Genomic DNA, 17,107 nt, shown 5'->3' with positions numbered 1-17,107 from the left:
GGCAGTCTCCTTCTTCGTGTATTACATATGATTAATCAGAGCTGACTATATTTTCAACGCCATTATATTGTTAATTGATTTGTATAGTCAAGCATGATTATAATGAGGATAACTAGGGGAAAAAGGGGAAGGCAAGCATGGACGAAAGAGTACTGCTGCTGCTGGGGCTGCTGAAGAACCAGAGCCAGCATGGCTATCAGATTAACGATTTTATTGAGCGGAATGTAAGCCGGGTAATGGACTTGAAGAAGGCGACCGCATACGCGATTTTAGGACGGCTTCATGAATCGGGATATGTGACTGTGCATATGGAACAGGAGGAGAATCGTCCGCCGCGCAAAGTGTATTCGATTACAGCAGAAGGGGAAGACGAGTTCTATCGTCTGCTGCAAGAGAATTTGTCGGAGCTGAAGCAAGTAACATTGCCGGGAGATATCGGATTGATGTTCCTTGATTACCTTTCTCCCGCGGAAGCGGTGCGTTACCTTCAGGAGCGGCTCCAGCGTCTGGAGATGCAAATTCAGACATATGAATCGGCGCCCGAACATGCGAGCAACCCGAGCGTAGATTTGGCCATAGATAGGCGCTTGCGTTTGATGCGCAGTGATTATGAGTGGCTGATGGATACGATTTCCAAGTTGAAAAAATCAATATGAATGCAAAAAAGGAGAGGGCCAGGTCCGCTCCTTTTGATATGTTATCATTTATTCGTACGACGCTTCAAAAATGCTCAGCACTTCGTCTGCTGTGAGGTTGTGCGTGCCAGGGATCGTATTTGTGCCATTGCCGTTGACACGGATCGTCTCGTCTGCCATCAGTCGCAGGTCTTCGCGCTTAATGCCGACGCCTTGCAGCGTATCGTATACTCCGATTTCTTTGTACCAGTGTATGAGCGCTGCAATACCAGCTTTGGCCGCCCGTATATCGTTGTCCTCGGTAATGCGGAATACGTTACGCGCGAGGCGGGCCAGACGGTGTGGACGATCGGCAAGGATGATTTGTTCGAAATAGGCAGGTGTAATAATGGCAAGACCGCGTCCATGCGAAATATCATAGTGGGCCGAAAGTGTATGCTCCATGGCATGTACCGGGAACGGACCGCCGCGGCCCGCACCTGCGATGCCGATTAATGCCAGCGTACTCGTCCATAGCAGGTGAGCGCGTGCCTCATAGTTTTCTGGATACTCCAGCGCTTTTTTCGCGTAGATGAGGACATTGCGCATGAGTCCTTCTGTAAGTTCATCCTGAACGTTTGCATGCTCATCTCCGGTCATGTAGCCTTCATACAGATGGGTGAATATGTCTGCCGCACCGTCGGCCGTATAGTTAGCGGGGACGGTATAAGTTAATTCAGGATCGAGAATGGCTGCTTTTGGAAAGAGACCAGGACCGCCAATACCGGCTTTTTCTTTCGTCTCCCAGTTTGTGATAACCGCGCCTGAATTGGCTTCTGACCCCGTAGCAGCCAGAGTAGGGATGGTGACGATCGGCAGCGCTTCTTTGATTGGGAGCAGCTCTTTCCATTTGCTTGCCTTGCTGCCACGGATGTATTCGTGAATTGGACGTCCAGACAAGGCAACGGTGGCGATGGCCTTTGCTGCGTCCATCGCTGAGCCTCCGCCAAGTGCGAGAATAAGTCCACAGTTTTCTTCGCGTGCGATGCGCCCAGCCTCATCGATTGTTGTAGCGCGAGGATTTGGTTCAATACGATCGAATAGGATATGGCTTACGCCTGCCTTATTGAGCGATGCGATAACTTTATCAAGGGAACCGGTTTTTTTTGTTGAAGAACGGCCGGTGACGAGTAACGCTTTTTTTGCATAGGTTGCGACGATATCACCGGCTCTATCTACTTCTCCTTTACCGAAGTGGATTCGGGTCGGCATATTTAATGTAAAGTTTAACAAGGGAATATCCTCCTCTTCGTTCGAGTTTGTTAAGATAAGTATATAGCTTCCCATTCTTAATACGCTGTTCATTCCATCGTCTCATACTTACTTTTTCATAGCAAGTTTTTCCTGAATACGGATATGCTAAAGAAAAGGGGGAACACGTTGTATGAATTGGATTTATTGGATTGCTTTGTTTAACACGAAATTTCAAGCGAGCTGCCTCGTTAAGCGAATGGAGGAAGATTGGTGGACGATGGGTTATCGTAGTCCGCGTATCATTGAAATATTCCGGGTGAAAGACGGGCGATACGGTGTTCGCTACATATGGTAGCAAGTATGGAGAATGCAGCAATTAACAAAGGGATTACGTAAATATAGAATAAAAAATGGGAGGAAGAGGTGAGAAGCCGTGAGTGTATTGCGTCAGTTCATTCATGTGGAAACGTATGAAAGAGGAGCGGAAATTGCAAAGCTGGTCTTGTACGAGCGAGACGGTGAATATAAGCTTGTGCGCTATGCGGTAACGGTCGATGGCGAAGAAGAGAATTACTTGCTGTACAGCGGGGCAAATTTACAGACGGCGTTCATGAAGCTGGAGGGGGAAAAGCGACTGCTCCGTTTTACAGAGTATACACCTATCTGCTCAAGCGAGCCAGTAATGACGCGAACGGATTGGAATAAGGACATGCTGGCGCTAGCACAGAGCTATTACAGTTCAGATGTGCTGGGATTGCTAAGAGAGTGGCGGAGACGGATAGCAGATGAAATGAATGTAGCTCCGTACATGGTTCTGGAAGATAAAGTGCTATTTCTGCTGGCTACCTTTATGCCGCAGACAAAAGAGGAGTTTCTCGGCCTGCCGCATTGCGGGGAGAAACGATGGGAACAGTATGGGTTTGAGCTGCTGGATTTACTTCGCGGACAGACACCTGCTTTTCACATCCCATCCGCTGTTTTGGAGGGGGCACAGCCCGTCCGCACCCAGAAGCAGGAACGGCAGGTTAGGTTACTGACCCGCCTGCAAGCAGAAACGCCAGAGCTGGAAGAGCTGGCAAGTGAACTCGATGTTTCAGTCAATACGGTGATAGGGTACCTGGAAAAGCTGATTGAAGACGGATATGATATCGAAGCGTACGTAGCATTTTTGACGCGCGAGGTGCCTTATGCTGAGATCGCCGCTGTCATCGACAATGCTGGAGCGGACCGGCTAAAGCCGATTTACTTGGAATTGAACGGCGATGTACCGCCATATGAAGCGAGGATTTCATATCATCAAATTCGACTTGCCCTTGTAAGAAGAAAGATGGAACAAGCAACTGTCGGATGAGTCAGCAATAACAGTAAGAAAAAGAGCAGGGCGTAAGCCGCTGCTCTTTTTCTCACATACGCTCGTCTACAGGATAGCCTTCACGTATTAGACGTTCCGTGATACGTTCAATATGCATCCGATCGTTTGTCTCCAGCTCTACTTCCACTTCCGCTTGTCCGGGTACAATGCGCGGGCTGATTCGGTGATGATGTATGGAGATAATATTGGCCCGCTCTTCCGCGAGGAGAGCAAGCAGCCGGTTTAGATTGCCTGGCTTATCCTGGACAGTTGTTATGATTCGCACATAGCGGCCTGATTCGATTAGACCATGCTCAATAATGCGCGACATGAAAGTGACATCGACGTTTCCGCCGCTCAGAATGACGGCGATCTTCTTATCTTTAAGCGGCATTCTCCGGTACAGCAATGGAACGAGTGCCGAAGCGCCGGAACCTTCGACAAGCAGCTTGCTGCGTTCAAGCAAGTACAGCATCGTACGCGAAATTTCGATATCCTCTGCCAGAAACACATCATCAACGTACTTTTCCACCAGCTCATACGTTATAGAGCCCGGCTTTTTGACTGCAATCCCGTCTGCAATCGTCCCAGTGCTTGCTACGGACATAGGGCGCTTCTTATTCAGGGAAGCCGTCATACTTGCGCAGGCTGCCGCTTCCACCCCGTATACTTTTACATGGGGGGCAATGGCTTTTACGCAAGCGGCGATACCGGCGATGAGCCCGCCTCCGCCGACTGGACAGATGATGGCATCCACATCGGGCAGCTGTTCAAGCACTTCGAGCCCAAGTGTGCCCTGGCCTTCAATAACGTGTGAATCATCAAACGGATGAAGAAAGGTAGCACCCGTTTCCTTTTGAAGTTCAAACGCTTTTTCGAGCGCTTCGTCAAATGATTGCCCGTGAAGGATAACCTGTGCGCCATATTTTTTGGTAGCCTGTACTTTGCTGAGGGGAGCGCCTTCCGGCATGACAATCATGCTGGGAATACCGGCCTTTGTGCTGCTGAAGGCCACGCCCTGTGCATGATTGCCCGCTGAAGCTGCAACGACTCCGCGCGCTTTCTCCTCTGGACTGAGCGAAGCGATTTTGTTATAGGCTCCCCGCACTTTAAAGGAACCGGTCTTTTGCAGGTTTTCAAGCTTTAAGTATAATGGATTGCCGGCCAGCTCGCTGAATGTAGTCGAGTAGTCAAGCGGCGTATAACGTACGACCGGCTTCAGCGTTTCCCTGGCCCGGCGGATGCCTTCAATGGTAACCATATGAATCCGCCTTTCGGTATAATCGTTCTTTCTTCATTATAATGACTTTTTTAGTATAAAAGCCAATTTTTCTCTATTCGAGATTCAGTTTACTGTTGCAACTTGTCGGGCATATTTTATTTTCCTGCTTTTTTTTGGCATAATGAAAAAAGGTAAAGGGAATATACATCAGGAAGAACACTATTCACGAAAGGGGATTAGGAACGGAATGAGCAATAAAGCGCTAGAACAGCTTGCAGTTAATACCATTCGCATTCTCTCGGTTGAAGCCATTGAAAAGGCAAAATCCGGCCATCCTGGCCTGCCGATGGGAGCGGCCCCCATGGCATATGCGCTTTGGGTGAAATTCATGAATCATAACCCGGCCAATCCTGCCTGGATAAACCGCGACCGATTCGTTCTATCCGCTGGTCATGGATCAATGCTGTTGTATAGCCTGCTTCATCTGACCGGATATGATGTGTCACTTGATGATTTGCAGAATTTCCGCCAATGGGGAAGCCGCACGCCCGGTCATCCGGAATACGGACATACGCCAGGCGTGGAAGCAACCACAGGTCCGCTTGGCCAAGGTATCGGTATGTCGGTAGGCATGGCGATGGCGGAACGCCACCTTGCTGCTACATACAATCGGGATGGACATGAGATAATTGATCATTATACGTACGCGTTGTGTGGTGACGGGGATTTGATGGAAGGAGTCGCAGCTGAAGCGGCATCCCTTGCCGGTCATCTGAAGCTTGGCCGCCTGATTGTGTTGTATGATTCCAACGACATTAGTCTGGATGGCGAATTAAGCTACGCATTCTCGGAAAGTGTGGCAAAACGCTTTGACTCTTATGGCTGGCAAGTGCTGCGTGTTGATGAAGGCAATGATGTAGAAGCTATTTCACAGGCAATCGCTGAGGCGCAGCAGGAAACGGAGCGTCCGACGCTTATCGAAGTGAGAACCGTGATCGGATTTGGAAGTCCGAATAAAGGAGGTAAATCAGCAGCCCACGGAGCTCCGCTTGGAATTGATGAGATTAAGCTTGTACGCGAAGCGTACAGCTGGGAGCATGAATGGTTTGAATTCCCTGATGAGGTGCGTGAACATTTTGCCGAAGTAAAAACGAGCGGACAGCAGAAAGAAAAAGAGTGGCAAAAAATGTTCGAGGCATATAAAAAGGAGCACCCCGAGCTTGCCGAGCAATTCGAGCGTTCTATACGCGGAGAACTGCATGCTGATTGGGAGGCATCCCTTCCGTTCTTCTCTCCGGCAGATGGCAAAATCGCAACACGAGAAGCATCGAGTAAAGCGATTAATGCATTGGCGAAGAGCGTCCCATTTTTCCTCGGCGGATCGGCGGATTTGGCTTCATCCAATAAAACAACGATTAAAGATGAAAAAAATTTCAAGCCTGGCCAGTATGAAGGGCGCAATATTTGGTTCGGCGTCCGGGAACATGCGATGGCAGCGGCGATGAACGGAATGATGCTTCATGGTGGTGTCAAGGTGTACGGTGGGACCTTTCTTGTTTTCGTTGATTACTTGCGTCCGGCACTGCGCTTGTCCGCATTAATGGGGCTTCCAGCGATTTATGTATTAACGCATGATAGCATCGCAGTCGGCGAAGACGGCCCTACGCACGAGCCGATTGAGCATGTTCCTTCGCTGCGCGTCATTCCGAATTTAATTGTCCTGCGCCCGGCGGATGCGAATGAAACAGTAGCTGCGTATCGTTACGCAGTCGGCTACAGTAAAGGTCCGGTAGCCATGATTCTCTCGCGCCAGGGTTTGCCGGTACTGGAGGGTACGAATGAGAAAGCGATGGAATCTGTTGCTCGCGGCGCATATATATTATCTGAGTCAGACGGTACACCGGATTTGATTTTGCTTGCCTCCGGTTCAGAGGTTAGTCTGGTTATGGAGGTTAAGCATATGCTTAAAGAAAAAGGCCATAGCGTGCGGGTTGTCAGCATGCCAAGCTGGGAATTATTCGAGCAGCAGCCGCAGTCGTACAAAGACGAAGTGCTGCCGCCTGCCGTCAAAGCGCGTCTCGCTGTTGAGATGACACATCCACTCGGTTGGGAGCGCTATATCGGCGAACAAGGAGTGGTGCTTGGGATTGACAGGTTTGGCGCATCTGCCCCAGGCGAGAAAATTATGGAAGAATACGGATTTACACCGGAACATGTCGTTACCCTTGCAGAGAGCATATTAAACAAGTAAGTAAAAAGCGGCCGCTCTACGTAGAGGGTCGCTTTTTTAATAGAGAATATGCAAAATATAGAAGACTTTTATGATAAGCAGTATAATTTTGCTTTACTTTGCTTTTAAACATGTGATATTTTATGCGAGACAAACAATCAAAAGATAAACGTGTGTTATACACAGGGGAGGGCAAAGCGGTGGAACAGCTGCTTATTATTTTCACTATTAACATCGTATATGTGTCGTTTTTTACGATTCGGATGATTATGGTGATGAAGGGGCAGAAGTTGCTGGCATCATTAATCAGTACGATAGAGGTTTTTATTTATTTGATGGGGCTTTCGCTTGTATTGGATAGCTTGGACAATCCATTTAACCTAGCTGCCTATTGTATCGGGTGGGGTACAGGTGTATATATGGGGAGTAAAATTGAAGAACTGCTGGCGCTTGGTTATGTAACCGTGCAGATTGTGCTTGATTCGGAGCACAATGATATTAGTCGGGTGCTCCGCGAGAAGGGGTATGGTGTAACGAGCTGGGAGGCAAACGGCAAAGACGGTCAACGTGTCGTCATGAATGTATTGGCTAAGCGAAGAAATGAGAAAAAGCTGTACGATACTATCAAGGAACTGGCACCGAAGGCGTTCGTTATCTCGTATGAGCCGAAGTTTTTCCATGGAGGTTTTTGGACGAAGCGAATTACTAAGTAAATCATATAGCGTAGATGAGGACATTTTGCAGGAAGCTGCAACGTGCACAAATCGGCAATAGTTAAACAAGGACAGGGCAGGCGGATAGCCTGCTTTTTTTGTTTGCATATACGTGTAAATATATGAGATATACAGTAGAATAGTAAATTGAACAAGATACGGTCTACAGAGTGTAAGGAGAAGAGAAATGAAAGTGATTATTGCAGAAAAGCCTGATCAGGGAACGAAATTAGCTGCCCCATTCCGATCGAAAAAACATAAGGGATACATCGAGATCTTGCCGAACGAGACGTTTCAGGATGGCGCCCTCATCACATGGGCGGTCGGTCACATATGTGAGCTGGTGGCTCCTGAGGAATATAATTCGGTCTGGAAGAAGTGGAGTCTGGACAACCTTCCCATCATTCCCGAACAATTCAAATACAAGGTAATGAAAGCGAAGGCACAGCAGTTTCAGATAATAAAAAAGCTATTGCAGCGTGCGGATGTAAATGAAATTATTCACGCGGGCGATGCGGGACGGGAGGGTGAGCTTATTGTCCGGACCATTGTTCAGCAAACCGGAACGAGGAAGCCGATGAAGCGGCTTTGGATTTCTTCGTTGACGGAGAAGGCGGTGCGTCAGGGATTCGCGCAACTGCGTGATGAAGCGGATACGCGCAATTTATATTATGAAGCATACAGTCGTGCATGTGCTGACTGGGTAGTTGGCATGAATGCTTCCCGTGTGTATTCATTATTAATGAAGCAGCATGGCGTCAACGATGTCTTTTCCGCAGGGCGGGTTCAGACACCCACGCTGGCGCTTGTTGTCAAGCGAGAGCGAGAGATTGCGGATTTTATATCTGAACCATTCTGGGAAGTGTTTGCCGAATTCCAAATGGACGACAAACAGTATCAGGGAAAGTGGCAAAAAGACGACGAATCGAGGTTGAATGATCCGAAAATGGCAGAAGCCATCGCGGCTTTCTGTCAGAATAAGCCTGCGGAAATAAAGGATGCACAAACAGAACGCAAAGAATTTCAGCCGCCATATTTATTTAATCTATCAGGGCTGCAGGCGACTGCAAACAAAGCGTATAAATTCCCGCCGAAGAAGACGCTGGATATTGCTCAACAATTGTATGTCAAAGGATACATTTCATATCCGCGCTCGGATTCAAGTTTTGTTACGGAAGGGGAAGCGCGTACTTTTCCGGAAATTTTGGAAAAGCTGGGGAGTAAGCCGGAATATGCACCGTTCTTTCCGCTTCCGATTCATTCGGTTCTTACGAACAAGCGCTATGTCAACGAGAAGAAAGTGACCGATCATTATGCGATTATTCCGACCGAGCAGGTCCCTGCATTGGATAAGCTGTCGGACGACGAAAGGAAAATATACGATTTAATTGTACGTCGCCTTTTGGCTGCGCATTATGAGTCAGCCGTTTTTGATTATACGACTGTGTTGACCTTGGTAGATAGCCGTGCGGAATTCCTATCGAAAGGTCGCCAGCAAATACGTGAGGGCTGGCGCAAGGTTTTGTTTGGCGAAGGTGAGAAGGATGGAGAAGAACCGCTGCTTCCGCCGCTTGTGCAAGGAGAGAAGGGCGCGGTGGCCCGCATAGCGGTGAAGGAAAGCAAGACCCAGCCGCCTAAGAGGTATACAGAAGGGCAGTTAATTACGCTGATGAAGACGGCCGGCAAGCATTTAGAGGATCAGGAGCTGGAGAAAGTGCTGGCGAAAACCGAAGGGCTCGGTACGGAAGCCACCCGAGCTGGCATCATTACAATGCTTAAGGATCGGCGTTATCTCGAAGTCAAGAAAAATCAGGTCTACGCAACGCCCAAGGGGATGCTTCTCATCGCGGCGATCGGTGAAAAAATCCTCGCTTCACCGGAGATGACGGCACGTTGGGAGCAGCGGCTCAGCGAAATCGGCCGGGGACAAGCTTCAGCTACGGATTTCATGGAGCAAGCCAAGAAACTTGCAGTCAAAATTATTCAAGATGCTGTGGAGCAGGCAAAGGGCTGGACGTTTGATAATATTGATATGGAAGAGGTGAAAGCGAACGCCCCCAGCCGTAAGGGTAAAAACAAAGCGCCAGCTAAAGTGGGGGCTTGCAAGCTGTGTGGCGGTGATGTTGTGGACAAAGGTACATTTTATGGCTGTGCAAATTATTCAAAAACCAAATGCAGCTTTACCTTTTCTAAAAAAATTCTTGGCAAAACCATTTCACAGGCGAATGCCAAAAAGTTATTGAAAGAAGGAAAAACCGACCTCATTAAAGGATTCAAAAAAAACGATAAGGTGTTTGACGCATATATGATATGGGATGATAAAACCGGAAAGCCATCATTTGCTTTCCCGGAAAGGAAATAGGAGGGAACGCCTTGAAGAATACAAAACGGAAGAGATGGTTGGTTGTATTATGGATGGTCATTGTGCTGGCTGTGTCCTGTGTTCCTGCATCTGCCGCCCATTTTAAGGATATGTCGGCTGCGCACTGGGCATACGCGAGCATAGAATGGGCTGCAGAGCAAGGGATAGTCGGAGGATATGAGGACGGTACATTCCAACCTTCCCGTATGGTGAGCGAGGCGGAATTTCTTGTGATGTATATGCATTATTTTTTTAATATAAACAGTGTACCTACAGGGGATATGCAGGGTGAACACTGGGCGTCCTCCTATTATGCGACTGCGGTTGACCTGCATATACCTGTTCAGGGAGGCGTGTACAAAGATCGGGCCATTCGGCGTGGAGCGGTCGCCCGTACGATAACAAAAGCGTTGGGCTATGATTATAATGAGAAACAGGCGGTAGAATGGCTGTTGAAAAAAGAAATTGTCGCCGGGCGTATATCAGGCAGTGCAACGTATGCTTCATACGCACCGGATGAGTCGCTTACCCGTGCCGAAGCCGCCCAGCTTTTTAAAACACTGCACAGAAAAGGATATACTCGTTTTATTACGCACTAAGTTTGGATTTTGTTGCTTTTTTCCTTAGACTTTTGTTTCTCCTCTGCTTGTCTCTTTGTATAATAGAGAAAAATACCGAGATAGCTTGGGGAAGGGAAGAGAGAAAGGATGCCAGGAGTTCCAAAACATCCGATCGTGGTTATCGGCGGCGGTATAAGCGGTCTAATGGCGGCCCGTACGTTGGTAGAAGCGGGCGAAGAGCAGGTAGTTATACTGGACAAAGGACGCAGCGGGGGAGGCCGGATGGCGACCAGGGAAATCGGCAGGGCGACGTTCGATCATGGTGCGCAGTATTTTACCGTACGCACACCTGAATTTGCGGCATACGCACAAGATTGGAAGGCACGAGGCTGGATAACGGAATGGTTCGGCGAACCCCATGCGCGTTACCGTGCGGAAGGCGGTATGAATCGGCTTACCCGGCATTTGGCGGAGCCGCTGGATATTTGTGTACGTGTTCGTGTGACAAGCATCGAGCCAGAGCAGAACGGATGGCTGCTTCACTGGGTCTCGGAAGAACAGGAATATGTGGCGCAGACGTATGACGAAGTATTGCCGGAAGAAGTGTACGATCCCGGAAATAAGGCAAGCATCCGGGCGCGGGCTGTACTTATAACAGCTCCGCCACCTCAGGCTTTATATTTGCTTAGGCAGGGCGGAAACCGACTGAACGAAGAGCAGGAGCATAAGCTAGCTGCAGTCCGCTATCTTCCTTGTTTGGCGGCACTGCTGAAACTGGATGGAGCGTCCGCAGTGCCTGAGCCGGGCTATGTGCGAGCGAAAAATGCGACTGATCCAGTACAATTGGTCGTGGATAACTATCAGAAAGGTATTTCTTCGCAGCACGCACTTACGATATATGCTTGTGGTCGATGGTCCCGCGATCATTTCAACCGACCGGATGATGAGGTGCTTCGCCAATTGCTGCAAGAGGCCCATGTATGGCGGGGAGATGCCAATATTGTAGAAGCGCAGCTGAAGCGCTGGAGATTTTCGTTAGCGGAAACGTTATATCCCGCACGTTTCGCCGATTTGGGCCTGCAGTCGCCCGCTTTGCTTGCGGGGGATTCGTTTATCGCCCCGGAAGACAAGGCACAGCACGCACGAATTGAAACGGCTGCGCTCTCAGGTATTGCCGCAGCGAAGCGCTTGTTACACATATTATAAATTTTTTCGCTCTTGGCCTTAGGTGCATAACCGGGGCATAAGAGCTTTTTTATTTGTGATGTTTCATGTGTCTGCTAACGGCAGGTTATAAAATATAGACATTTTTTTCAATTTTTTATAAAATGGTTCATGACTATAGAACTATGGCTGGTGCGGTCCGTGATCAAAAAGACAGAGGTGGAAAAGCCCATGCAAGACGAAAGTATAACTTCGCTACAACAAACGGAACAGAAGTACCAAAGTCTGTTAGAGAAGCTGCACAATGTCGTATACAAAGTGCGTCGCGAAACAGAAGCAGAGGCAACATTCGTTTACACGATGTTTGAAGGTAGGGTAGCGAAGCGGCAAGGGCTGACGACCGAAGCGGTAAGAGGAAAAACGCCGCAGGAGTTGTTTGCACCGCAATTTGCTGGATATTTGCAGATACAGTATGAGAGGGCCTGGCAAGGGGAACCGATTATCCATGAGCTTGTGTGTGAACAAGAAGTATATTACGTCTCTCTCGTGCTATCAGAAGATGAGGACGGGGAGCAGGAGCTTATCGGCTGTTCGCTGGATTTGACCTTATGCAGGCAGGCGAAACGGCAAATCGAGCGCATGAAGAAATACGACGCGCTGACCGGCCTGCCCAATCAGCTTGCATTTGATGAAAGCCTGCAGCAAGCGGTGAATGGCGAGCATGAGAGCAGCAGCCCGTTTACCTTGATGATTATTGATATTGATCAGTTCAAGATGATGCATGCTGCCATTGGACGGACGCCGAGTGAAGCAGTGCTTGCTCATGTAGCGAAGAAACTTTCCCAGGTGTTGGATGAGCGAACGATGCTGGCCCGTCTAAGCAAAGATAACTTTGCGGCGGTGCTCACGAATATTACGCAAGAGGAGGCCAGGGCGAAAGCAACCGAAATCATCTCCCTTATTACATCCCCGATTCAAACGAGCGATACGACTATTCATATGACAGCCAGTGTAGGCATGAGCGTGTACCCGATAGACGGGAGCGAACCAGAAGAAATTCTAAAGAAAGCGGAAACAGCCATGTATCGGGCGAAGGAGCGCGGCGGTAATTGCTATTGTTTTTATTCGCAGGAGATGGTGCGCATTGGAGAGCAGTGGGTGCTTCGCAGTGAACTCCGCAATGCGGTGCACCGCAATGAGCTGTTTCTGCATTATCAGCCGCGCTATGAAGTTGAAAGCAGCAAGCTAGTGGGCATGGAGGCGCTCGTACGCTGGCTGCATCCAGAGAACGGGGTGATGTTCCCCGGCACATTTATCAATCTGGCTGAAAAGACAGGCTTAATTCTTGAGATTGACCGCTGGGTGCTGGAAGCGGCATGCGCCCGGGTGAAGCAATGGCAGGAAGCGGGAGAAATTCATGCTTCCGTTTCGGTCAACCTATCGTATCTGCATTTTAAAGAGCCGGATTGCGTGCAGATGGTGATGGATATTTTGCGCAAGACGGGCTTACATCCCGGATGTTTGGAAATAGAGTTGACGGAGAGCGTGTTTGTGGAAGAAGCGGAAGTTGCGCTTGATATGATGCGGCAGCTGAAAATGCTTGGTGTTCGCATTGCTATCGATGATTTTGGTACAGGGTATTCAGCGCTTCATTATTTGAAGAAGTTCCCGTTTGATACGCTGAAGATTGACCGGTCATTTCTGGAAAATGTGACAATTTCCGAAGCCGATGGTGTAATTTTGCGTACGGTAATCGATATGGCCAAGAAGCTTAACTTGAGGGTGGTGGCTGAAGGCGTAGAAACGGAAGAGCAGTTAAGCTATTTGCGTGAGCATGCATGTGACGAGGTACAGGGATATTTGCTTAGTCGCCCTGTTCCGGAAGAGCAGATGGAAAAACTTCTTTTTTCCATAAGCAACTGATTCATTTCTTCCCGTTAATCAGGTATGATGGAAAAGGAAAGCCAAGCAATCAAACGTTACTTATATGCATCTTGATTAGGGGGATTTAGTTATTTCATGAGCTTGTTAACTGTTGAAGATTTAAGCCATACGTTTGGCGATCGTACATTGTTTAAGAACGTTTCATTCCGTTTGCTTCCAGGCGAGCATGTCGGGCTGGTTGGTGCGAACGGTGTAGGTAAGTCTACGTTGATGAATATATTGACCGGACAATTAATTCGTGACTCAGGAAAAGTAGAGTGGACGCCGCGCGTCCGTTATGGATATCTTGACCAGCATACAGTGCTTACCTCGGGCAAGACAATACGCGATGTACTCAAAGACGCGTTTCTGCCGCTATTCGAGATGGAAAAAGAACTGATGACCATTTCCGAGAAGATGGCGGAGGCAACGCCGGAAGAACTGGAGAAGCTGTTGGAAGAGATGGGCGATATTCAGGAGCAGCTCGATGCAAGCGGGTTTTATCTCATTGATGTTAAGGTCGAAGAGATGGCGAACGGTCTGGGACTTGACGCAATCGGCCTTGACCGCGATGTGTCGGCATTGAGCGGCGGACAGCGGACAAAAGTGCTGCTCGCAAAGCTGCTACTTGAAAAGCCAACCGTATTGCTGCTTGATGAGCCGACAAACTACCTTGATGTTGAACATATCGATTGGTTAAAGATATACCTGAAGGAATATCCATTTGCTTTTATTTTGATTTCGCATGATACGGAATTTATGAACGATGTAGTCAATGTTATTTATCACCTCGAATTCTCAAAATTAACCCGCTACAGTGCAACCTATGAGAAATTTCTCGATATGGCTGATATGAATAAGCAGCAGCATATTAGTGCATATGAGCGCCAGCAGGATTATATTAAGAAAACAGAAGATTTCATTCAGCGAAATAAGGCGCGTTACTCAACAAGCGGTCGTGCCCGCAGCCGGCAGAAGCAGCTGGAGAAGCTGGACCGTATTGATCGTCCGGAGACCGCGCCTAAGCCGACATTTACATTTAAGGAATCGCGGGCTAGTGGCAAAACTGTATTTGAAGCACAAGACCTCGTAATAGGCTATGACCGCCCGCTGTTGCCCAAGATGAATATGACGGTGGAGCGTGGCGAAAAAATTGCCATCGTCGGCTGTAACGGTGTCGGAAAATCTACGCTGTTAAAGACCATTCTCGGAAAAGTAAAACCGTATGATGGTTCCGTATATCAGGGAGATTTCCTGTATCCAGCGTACTTTGAGCAGGAAGTAAAGGCTGGGAATGTAACGGCGCTCGATGATGTATGGAATGCGTTTCCAAGCATGAACCAGCATGAAGTGCGCGGCGCATTGGCGCGCTGCGGCTTGAAGAATGAACACATTAACCGCCCGCTTAATATGTTGAGCGGTGGCGAGCAGGCAAAAGTGCGCCTGTGCAAGTTACTGATGAACGAGAGCAATTGGCTTTTATTCGACGAGCCGACCAACCACCTTGATGTTGTAGCGAAGGAAGAATTGAAGCAATCGTTGAAAGAATACAAAGGAACCGTTTTGCTTGTATGCCATGAACCAGACTTTTATAAGGATTGGGTAACTCGTGTCTGGAATGTGGAGGAATGGGCAACGAAGGTGAATATATAACCATTTTTGCAAGAGGGGTGAGGGTGTGTTCCTGCCCCTCTTTTCTTAACGATGAGGAGTGATAGGGTTGAATAAGCAGGAGGAACGGTGCATGGCTTGCGGCAAGGCGGTAATGGAGCTTGTGTATGCGATTTATCGCAGCGGTGCATCCGACAAAAAGGATGAGGCGGAAAGTATAGCCGGGTTCTTGTGCGAAACATGCGGACGCAAGCATAAAATGAAACCAATAAAGCACAAAAATCCATTTGCAAAGCTTGAAAAATTTAAACAGGGGTGAACATATGTCGCGAAAGTGGGTGGAAGAGGAAAGCCGGCAGTGGGTTGAGCGCGGAATTATTACAGAGGAGCAGCGGCGACAAATCGCTGAGCTATATCCATATAAAAGAAGCATAAGCGAAAAGCTGCCGGTTTTTGGTGCGCTTTTGGTAGGTGCCGGTATCTTAACGTTTGTTGCATCCAACTGGTCGGCTATTCCGCAGCTTTTCCGATTGCTGCTTATTGTGCTGACGATGAGCGGCTTTTATGTGTATGGCTACCGTAACGAGGAGCGTGGTGCTAAAGCTCTCGGGATATCGTTGCTTGCGCTTGGTGTGATTACGTTTGGCGCTGGTATTTTCTTAACAGGGCAGATGTTTCATTTGATTGCCTATGATGCGCGGGCATTCATTATTTGGTCGTTGCCTGCTATCCTATTGGCCTGGATGTATCGGGGGCGGCTGCTGTATTTTCTTGCGCTGGTCATTTTGAATGCCGGTCAGCTATACAGCGCGATTTCGTTTCAGCAGTTCAGTTGGCTGCTGCTTGTTCTATTGCTTATAGGCGCAGGTGGATATGCGCTACAGAACAGGCAGCGTGTCATATTCACTGCGCTTACACCAAGCATTTTACTGCATGGCCTACTTTATTTGATTGTGGAAAACCAGGCGATAGGATGGCTCATACTCATGTCAGCCATTTTATACGCGGTGCTGGATTGGCTTTCTGATCGCCAGGCACGGATTGCCGGTCAGCTAGGAACACTTATATCTGCGTTTTTTCTTGATGTGTTTTTCATTTTTTTTCTCGGTGAGATGAACAATGAACAAGCACCACTTGCGGCTACGTTTTTTATTTTATTTGCAGGCGCGTTTGTCCTTTCCTATCTGGGCAAGCGTAAGCATAGTGAGGCGTTGACACTTGTAGAATGGACGATTTTCCTGCCGTTCTTCTATTGGAAAGCGGGCGGCGATGTCATGTATTTGCTTATCCTGTTCGTTTTCTCAGGCTATTTGTTATGGATAGGGCACCGGGAGGAGTGGAGCAGCAAGGTCAATGCAGGAACGCTGCTGTTTTTGTTTAGCACGTTTGTAGGGTACATTCAGGTTGCCTGGGGTTTTCTTCCGAAATCGCTGTTTTTTCTTGGAGGCGGTTTACTATTGTTTGTGCTGAATGCCTTCTTGCAGCGACAGCGACACAAACGGTTGCGTGATGAGGGCAAAGGAGGTAGCCAGGTATGAAGCGAAGAGCATCAGCCCTGTTCGCTGTTCTAGTGTTGCTACAAGTATTGTTTCTTGGTGGAATGGGAGCCTCGTACTATGCAGTGGATGCGGTTGGTAAGGAAATTCGGTTAAAAACGGCACCTGTGGACCCTCGTGATTTGTTCTATGGAGATTATGTGCAGCTTTCCTATGAAATTAGCTCGCTTCCATGGTCGGTATGGAAAGGTGGAGAACGGCCGGAGGAAGGGCAAACGGTTTATGCTGTGTTGCGCAGAAACGAAGCATATGATAGCGCTGTAGCTGTCTATCCCGTGAAACCGCAGGCAAAGGACGGGGAAGCCATCCTTCAAGCACGCGTCCGTGGCTGGGGAGAGTCAGAGCACCTTAATTTACTCTACGGATTTGAGCGCTATTATGTAGAAGAGAATACAGGGAAAGAATGGGAGGAGCGTTCTGGCCAGGCAATTGTTACGGTTAAAGTCGCGCCCTGGGGACAATCGAAGATTACCGGACTGGTATTCGAACAATAGAAAAACAAAGATCTGTATGCATATTGTTCATATCTATGATATACTAGCATAAA

Annotated in this window: 15 protein-coding genes; 13 read left to right on the top strand and 2 right to left on the bottom strand. The window is 48.4% G+C overall.

Annotated elements, in window-relative coordinates:
* The first annotated feature begins 137 nt into the window (after positions 1-137).
* Entirely contained in the window at positions 138-656 is a 519-nt protein-coding gene (locus HMPREF0083_RS07925) for a PadR family transcriptional regulator (RefSeq protein ID WP_021620686.1), read from the top strand.
* A gap of 48 nt (positions 657-704) precedes the next feature.
* Here HMPREF0083_RS07925 and HMPREF0083_RS07920 read toward each other — a convergent pair whose 3' ends face one another.
* Positions 705-1,907 carry an iron-containing alcohol dehydrogenase gene (locus HMPREF0083_RS07920; protein WP_148315921.1) on the bottom strand — a complete coding sequence of 401 codons (1,203 nt, stop codon included), beginning with the start codon at positions 1,905-1,907 and terminating at the stop codon, positions 705-707.
* A gap of 151 nt (positions 1,908-2,058) precedes the next feature.
* Between HMPREF0083_RS07920 and HMPREF0083_RS28685 the strand changes: the two genes are divergently transcribed.
* Together HMPREF0083_RS28685 and HMPREF0083_RS07915 are read left to right on the top strand one after the other, a co-directional pair.
* Positions 2,059-2,223 (top strand): hypothetical protein, encoded by a 165-nt coding sequence (locus HMPREF0083_RS28685; RefSeq protein WP_021620684.1) that lies wholly within the window; start codon positions 2,059-2,061, stop codon positions 2,221-2,223.
* A gap of 78 nt (positions 2,224-2,301) precedes the next feature.
* A complete protein-coding gene (locus HMPREF0083_RS07915; RefSeq protein ID WP_040301975.1) occupies positions 2,302-3,219 on the top strand; it encodes an HRDC domain-containing protein in 918 nt (305 codons plus the stop codon).
* 52 nt (positions 3,220-3,271) lie between these two features.
* Here the strand turns inward: HMPREF0083_RS07915 and ilvA are convergent, their stop codons facing one another.
* A complete protein-coding gene (gene ilvA / locus HMPREF0083_RS07910; protein ID WP_021620682.1) occupies positions 3,272-4,480 on the bottom strand; it encodes a threonine ammonia-lyase in 1,209 nt (402 codons plus the stop codon).
* A gap of 208 nt (positions 4,481-4,688) precedes the next feature.
* Between ilvA and tkt the strand changes: the two genes are divergently transcribed.
* The 10 genes from tkt (at position 4,689) to HMPREF0083_RS07860 (ending at position 17,054) form a co-directional block, all read left to right on the top strand.
* Positions 4,689-6,692, top strand: a complete 2,004-nt coding sequence (gene tkt / locus HMPREF0083_RS07905) for a transketolase (RefSeq protein WP_040301973.1) — start codon at positions 4,689-4,691, stop codon at positions 6,690-6,692.
* Between the two features lie 179 nt (positions 6,693-6,871).
* Entirely contained in the window at positions 6,872-7,384 is a 513-nt protein-coding gene (locus HMPREF0083_RS07900) for a DUF2179 domain-containing protein (RefSeq protein ID WP_040301971.1), read from the top strand.
* 187 nt (positions 7,385-7,571) lie between these two features.
* Positions 7,572-9,746: a DNA topoisomerase III gene (locus HMPREF0083_RS07895; RefSeq protein WP_021620679.1), complete on the top strand. Its 2,175-nt coding sequence runs from the start codon at positions 7,572-7,574 to the stop codon at positions 9,744-9,746.
* 11 nt (positions 9,747-9,757) lie between these two features.
* Entirely contained in the window at positions 9,758-10,345 is a 588-nt protein-coding gene (locus HMPREF0083_RS07890) for an S-layer homology domain-containing protein (protein WP_040301969.1), read from the top strand.
* Positions 10,346-10,453: 108 nt separating this feature from the next.
* Positions 10,454-11,512, top strand: a complete 1,059-nt coding sequence (locus HMPREF0083_RS07885; protein WP_021620677.1) for an NAD(P)/FAD-dependent oxidoreductase — start codon at positions 10,454-10,456, stop codon at positions 11,510-11,512.
* Positions 11,513-11,701: 189 nt separating this feature from the next.
* Positions 11,702-13,393: a sensor domain-containing protein gene (locus HMPREF0083_RS07880; RefSeq protein ID WP_051354576.1), complete on the top strand. Its 1,692-nt coding sequence runs from the start codon at positions 11,702-11,704 to the stop codon at positions 13,391-13,393.
* 96 nt (positions 13,394-13,489) lie between these two features.
* Positions 13,490-15,046 carry an ABC-F family ATP-binding cassette domain-containing protein gene (locus tag HMPREF0083_RS07875; protein ID WP_021620675.1) on the top strand — a complete coding sequence of 519 codons (1,557 nt, stop codon included), beginning with the start codon at positions 13,490-13,492 and terminating at the stop codon, positions 15,044-15,046.
* A gap of 67 nt (positions 15,047-15,113) precedes the next feature.
* Positions 15,114-15,323, top strand: a complete 210-nt coding sequence (locus tag HMPREF0083_RS07870) for a hypothetical protein (RefSeq protein ID WP_148315919.1) — start codon at positions 15,114-15,116, stop codon at positions 15,321-15,323.
* Between the two features lie 4 nt (positions 15,324-15,327).
* A complete protein-coding gene (locus HMPREF0083_RS07865) occupies positions 15,328-16,542 on the top strand; it encodes a DUF2157 domain-containing protein (protein ID WP_021620673.1) in 1,215 nt (404 codons plus the stop codon).
* On the top strand, positions 16,539-17,054 hold the full coding sequence (locus HMPREF0083_RS07860; RefSeq protein WP_021620672.1) for a GDYXXLXY domain-containing protein: 516 nt from the start codon (positions 16,539-16,541) through the stop codon (positions 17,052-17,054). The genes HMPREF0083_RS07865 and HMPREF0083_RS07860 overlap by 4 nt, the downstream gene beginning before the upstream one ends.
* The last annotated feature ends 53 nt before the right edge of the window (positions 17,055-17,107 follow it).

It is taken from the genome of Aneurinibacillus aneurinilyticus ATCC 12856, assembly GCF_000466385.1.
In the GTDB taxonomy this organism is placed as follows: Bacteria; Bacillota; Bacilli; order Aneurinibacillales; family Aneurinibacillaceae; genus Aneurinibacillus; species Aneurinibacillus aneurinilyticus.
The sequence above is the reverse complement of the archived record's forward strand: the minus strand, read 5'-3'. Positions and strand labels throughout refer to the sequence as shown.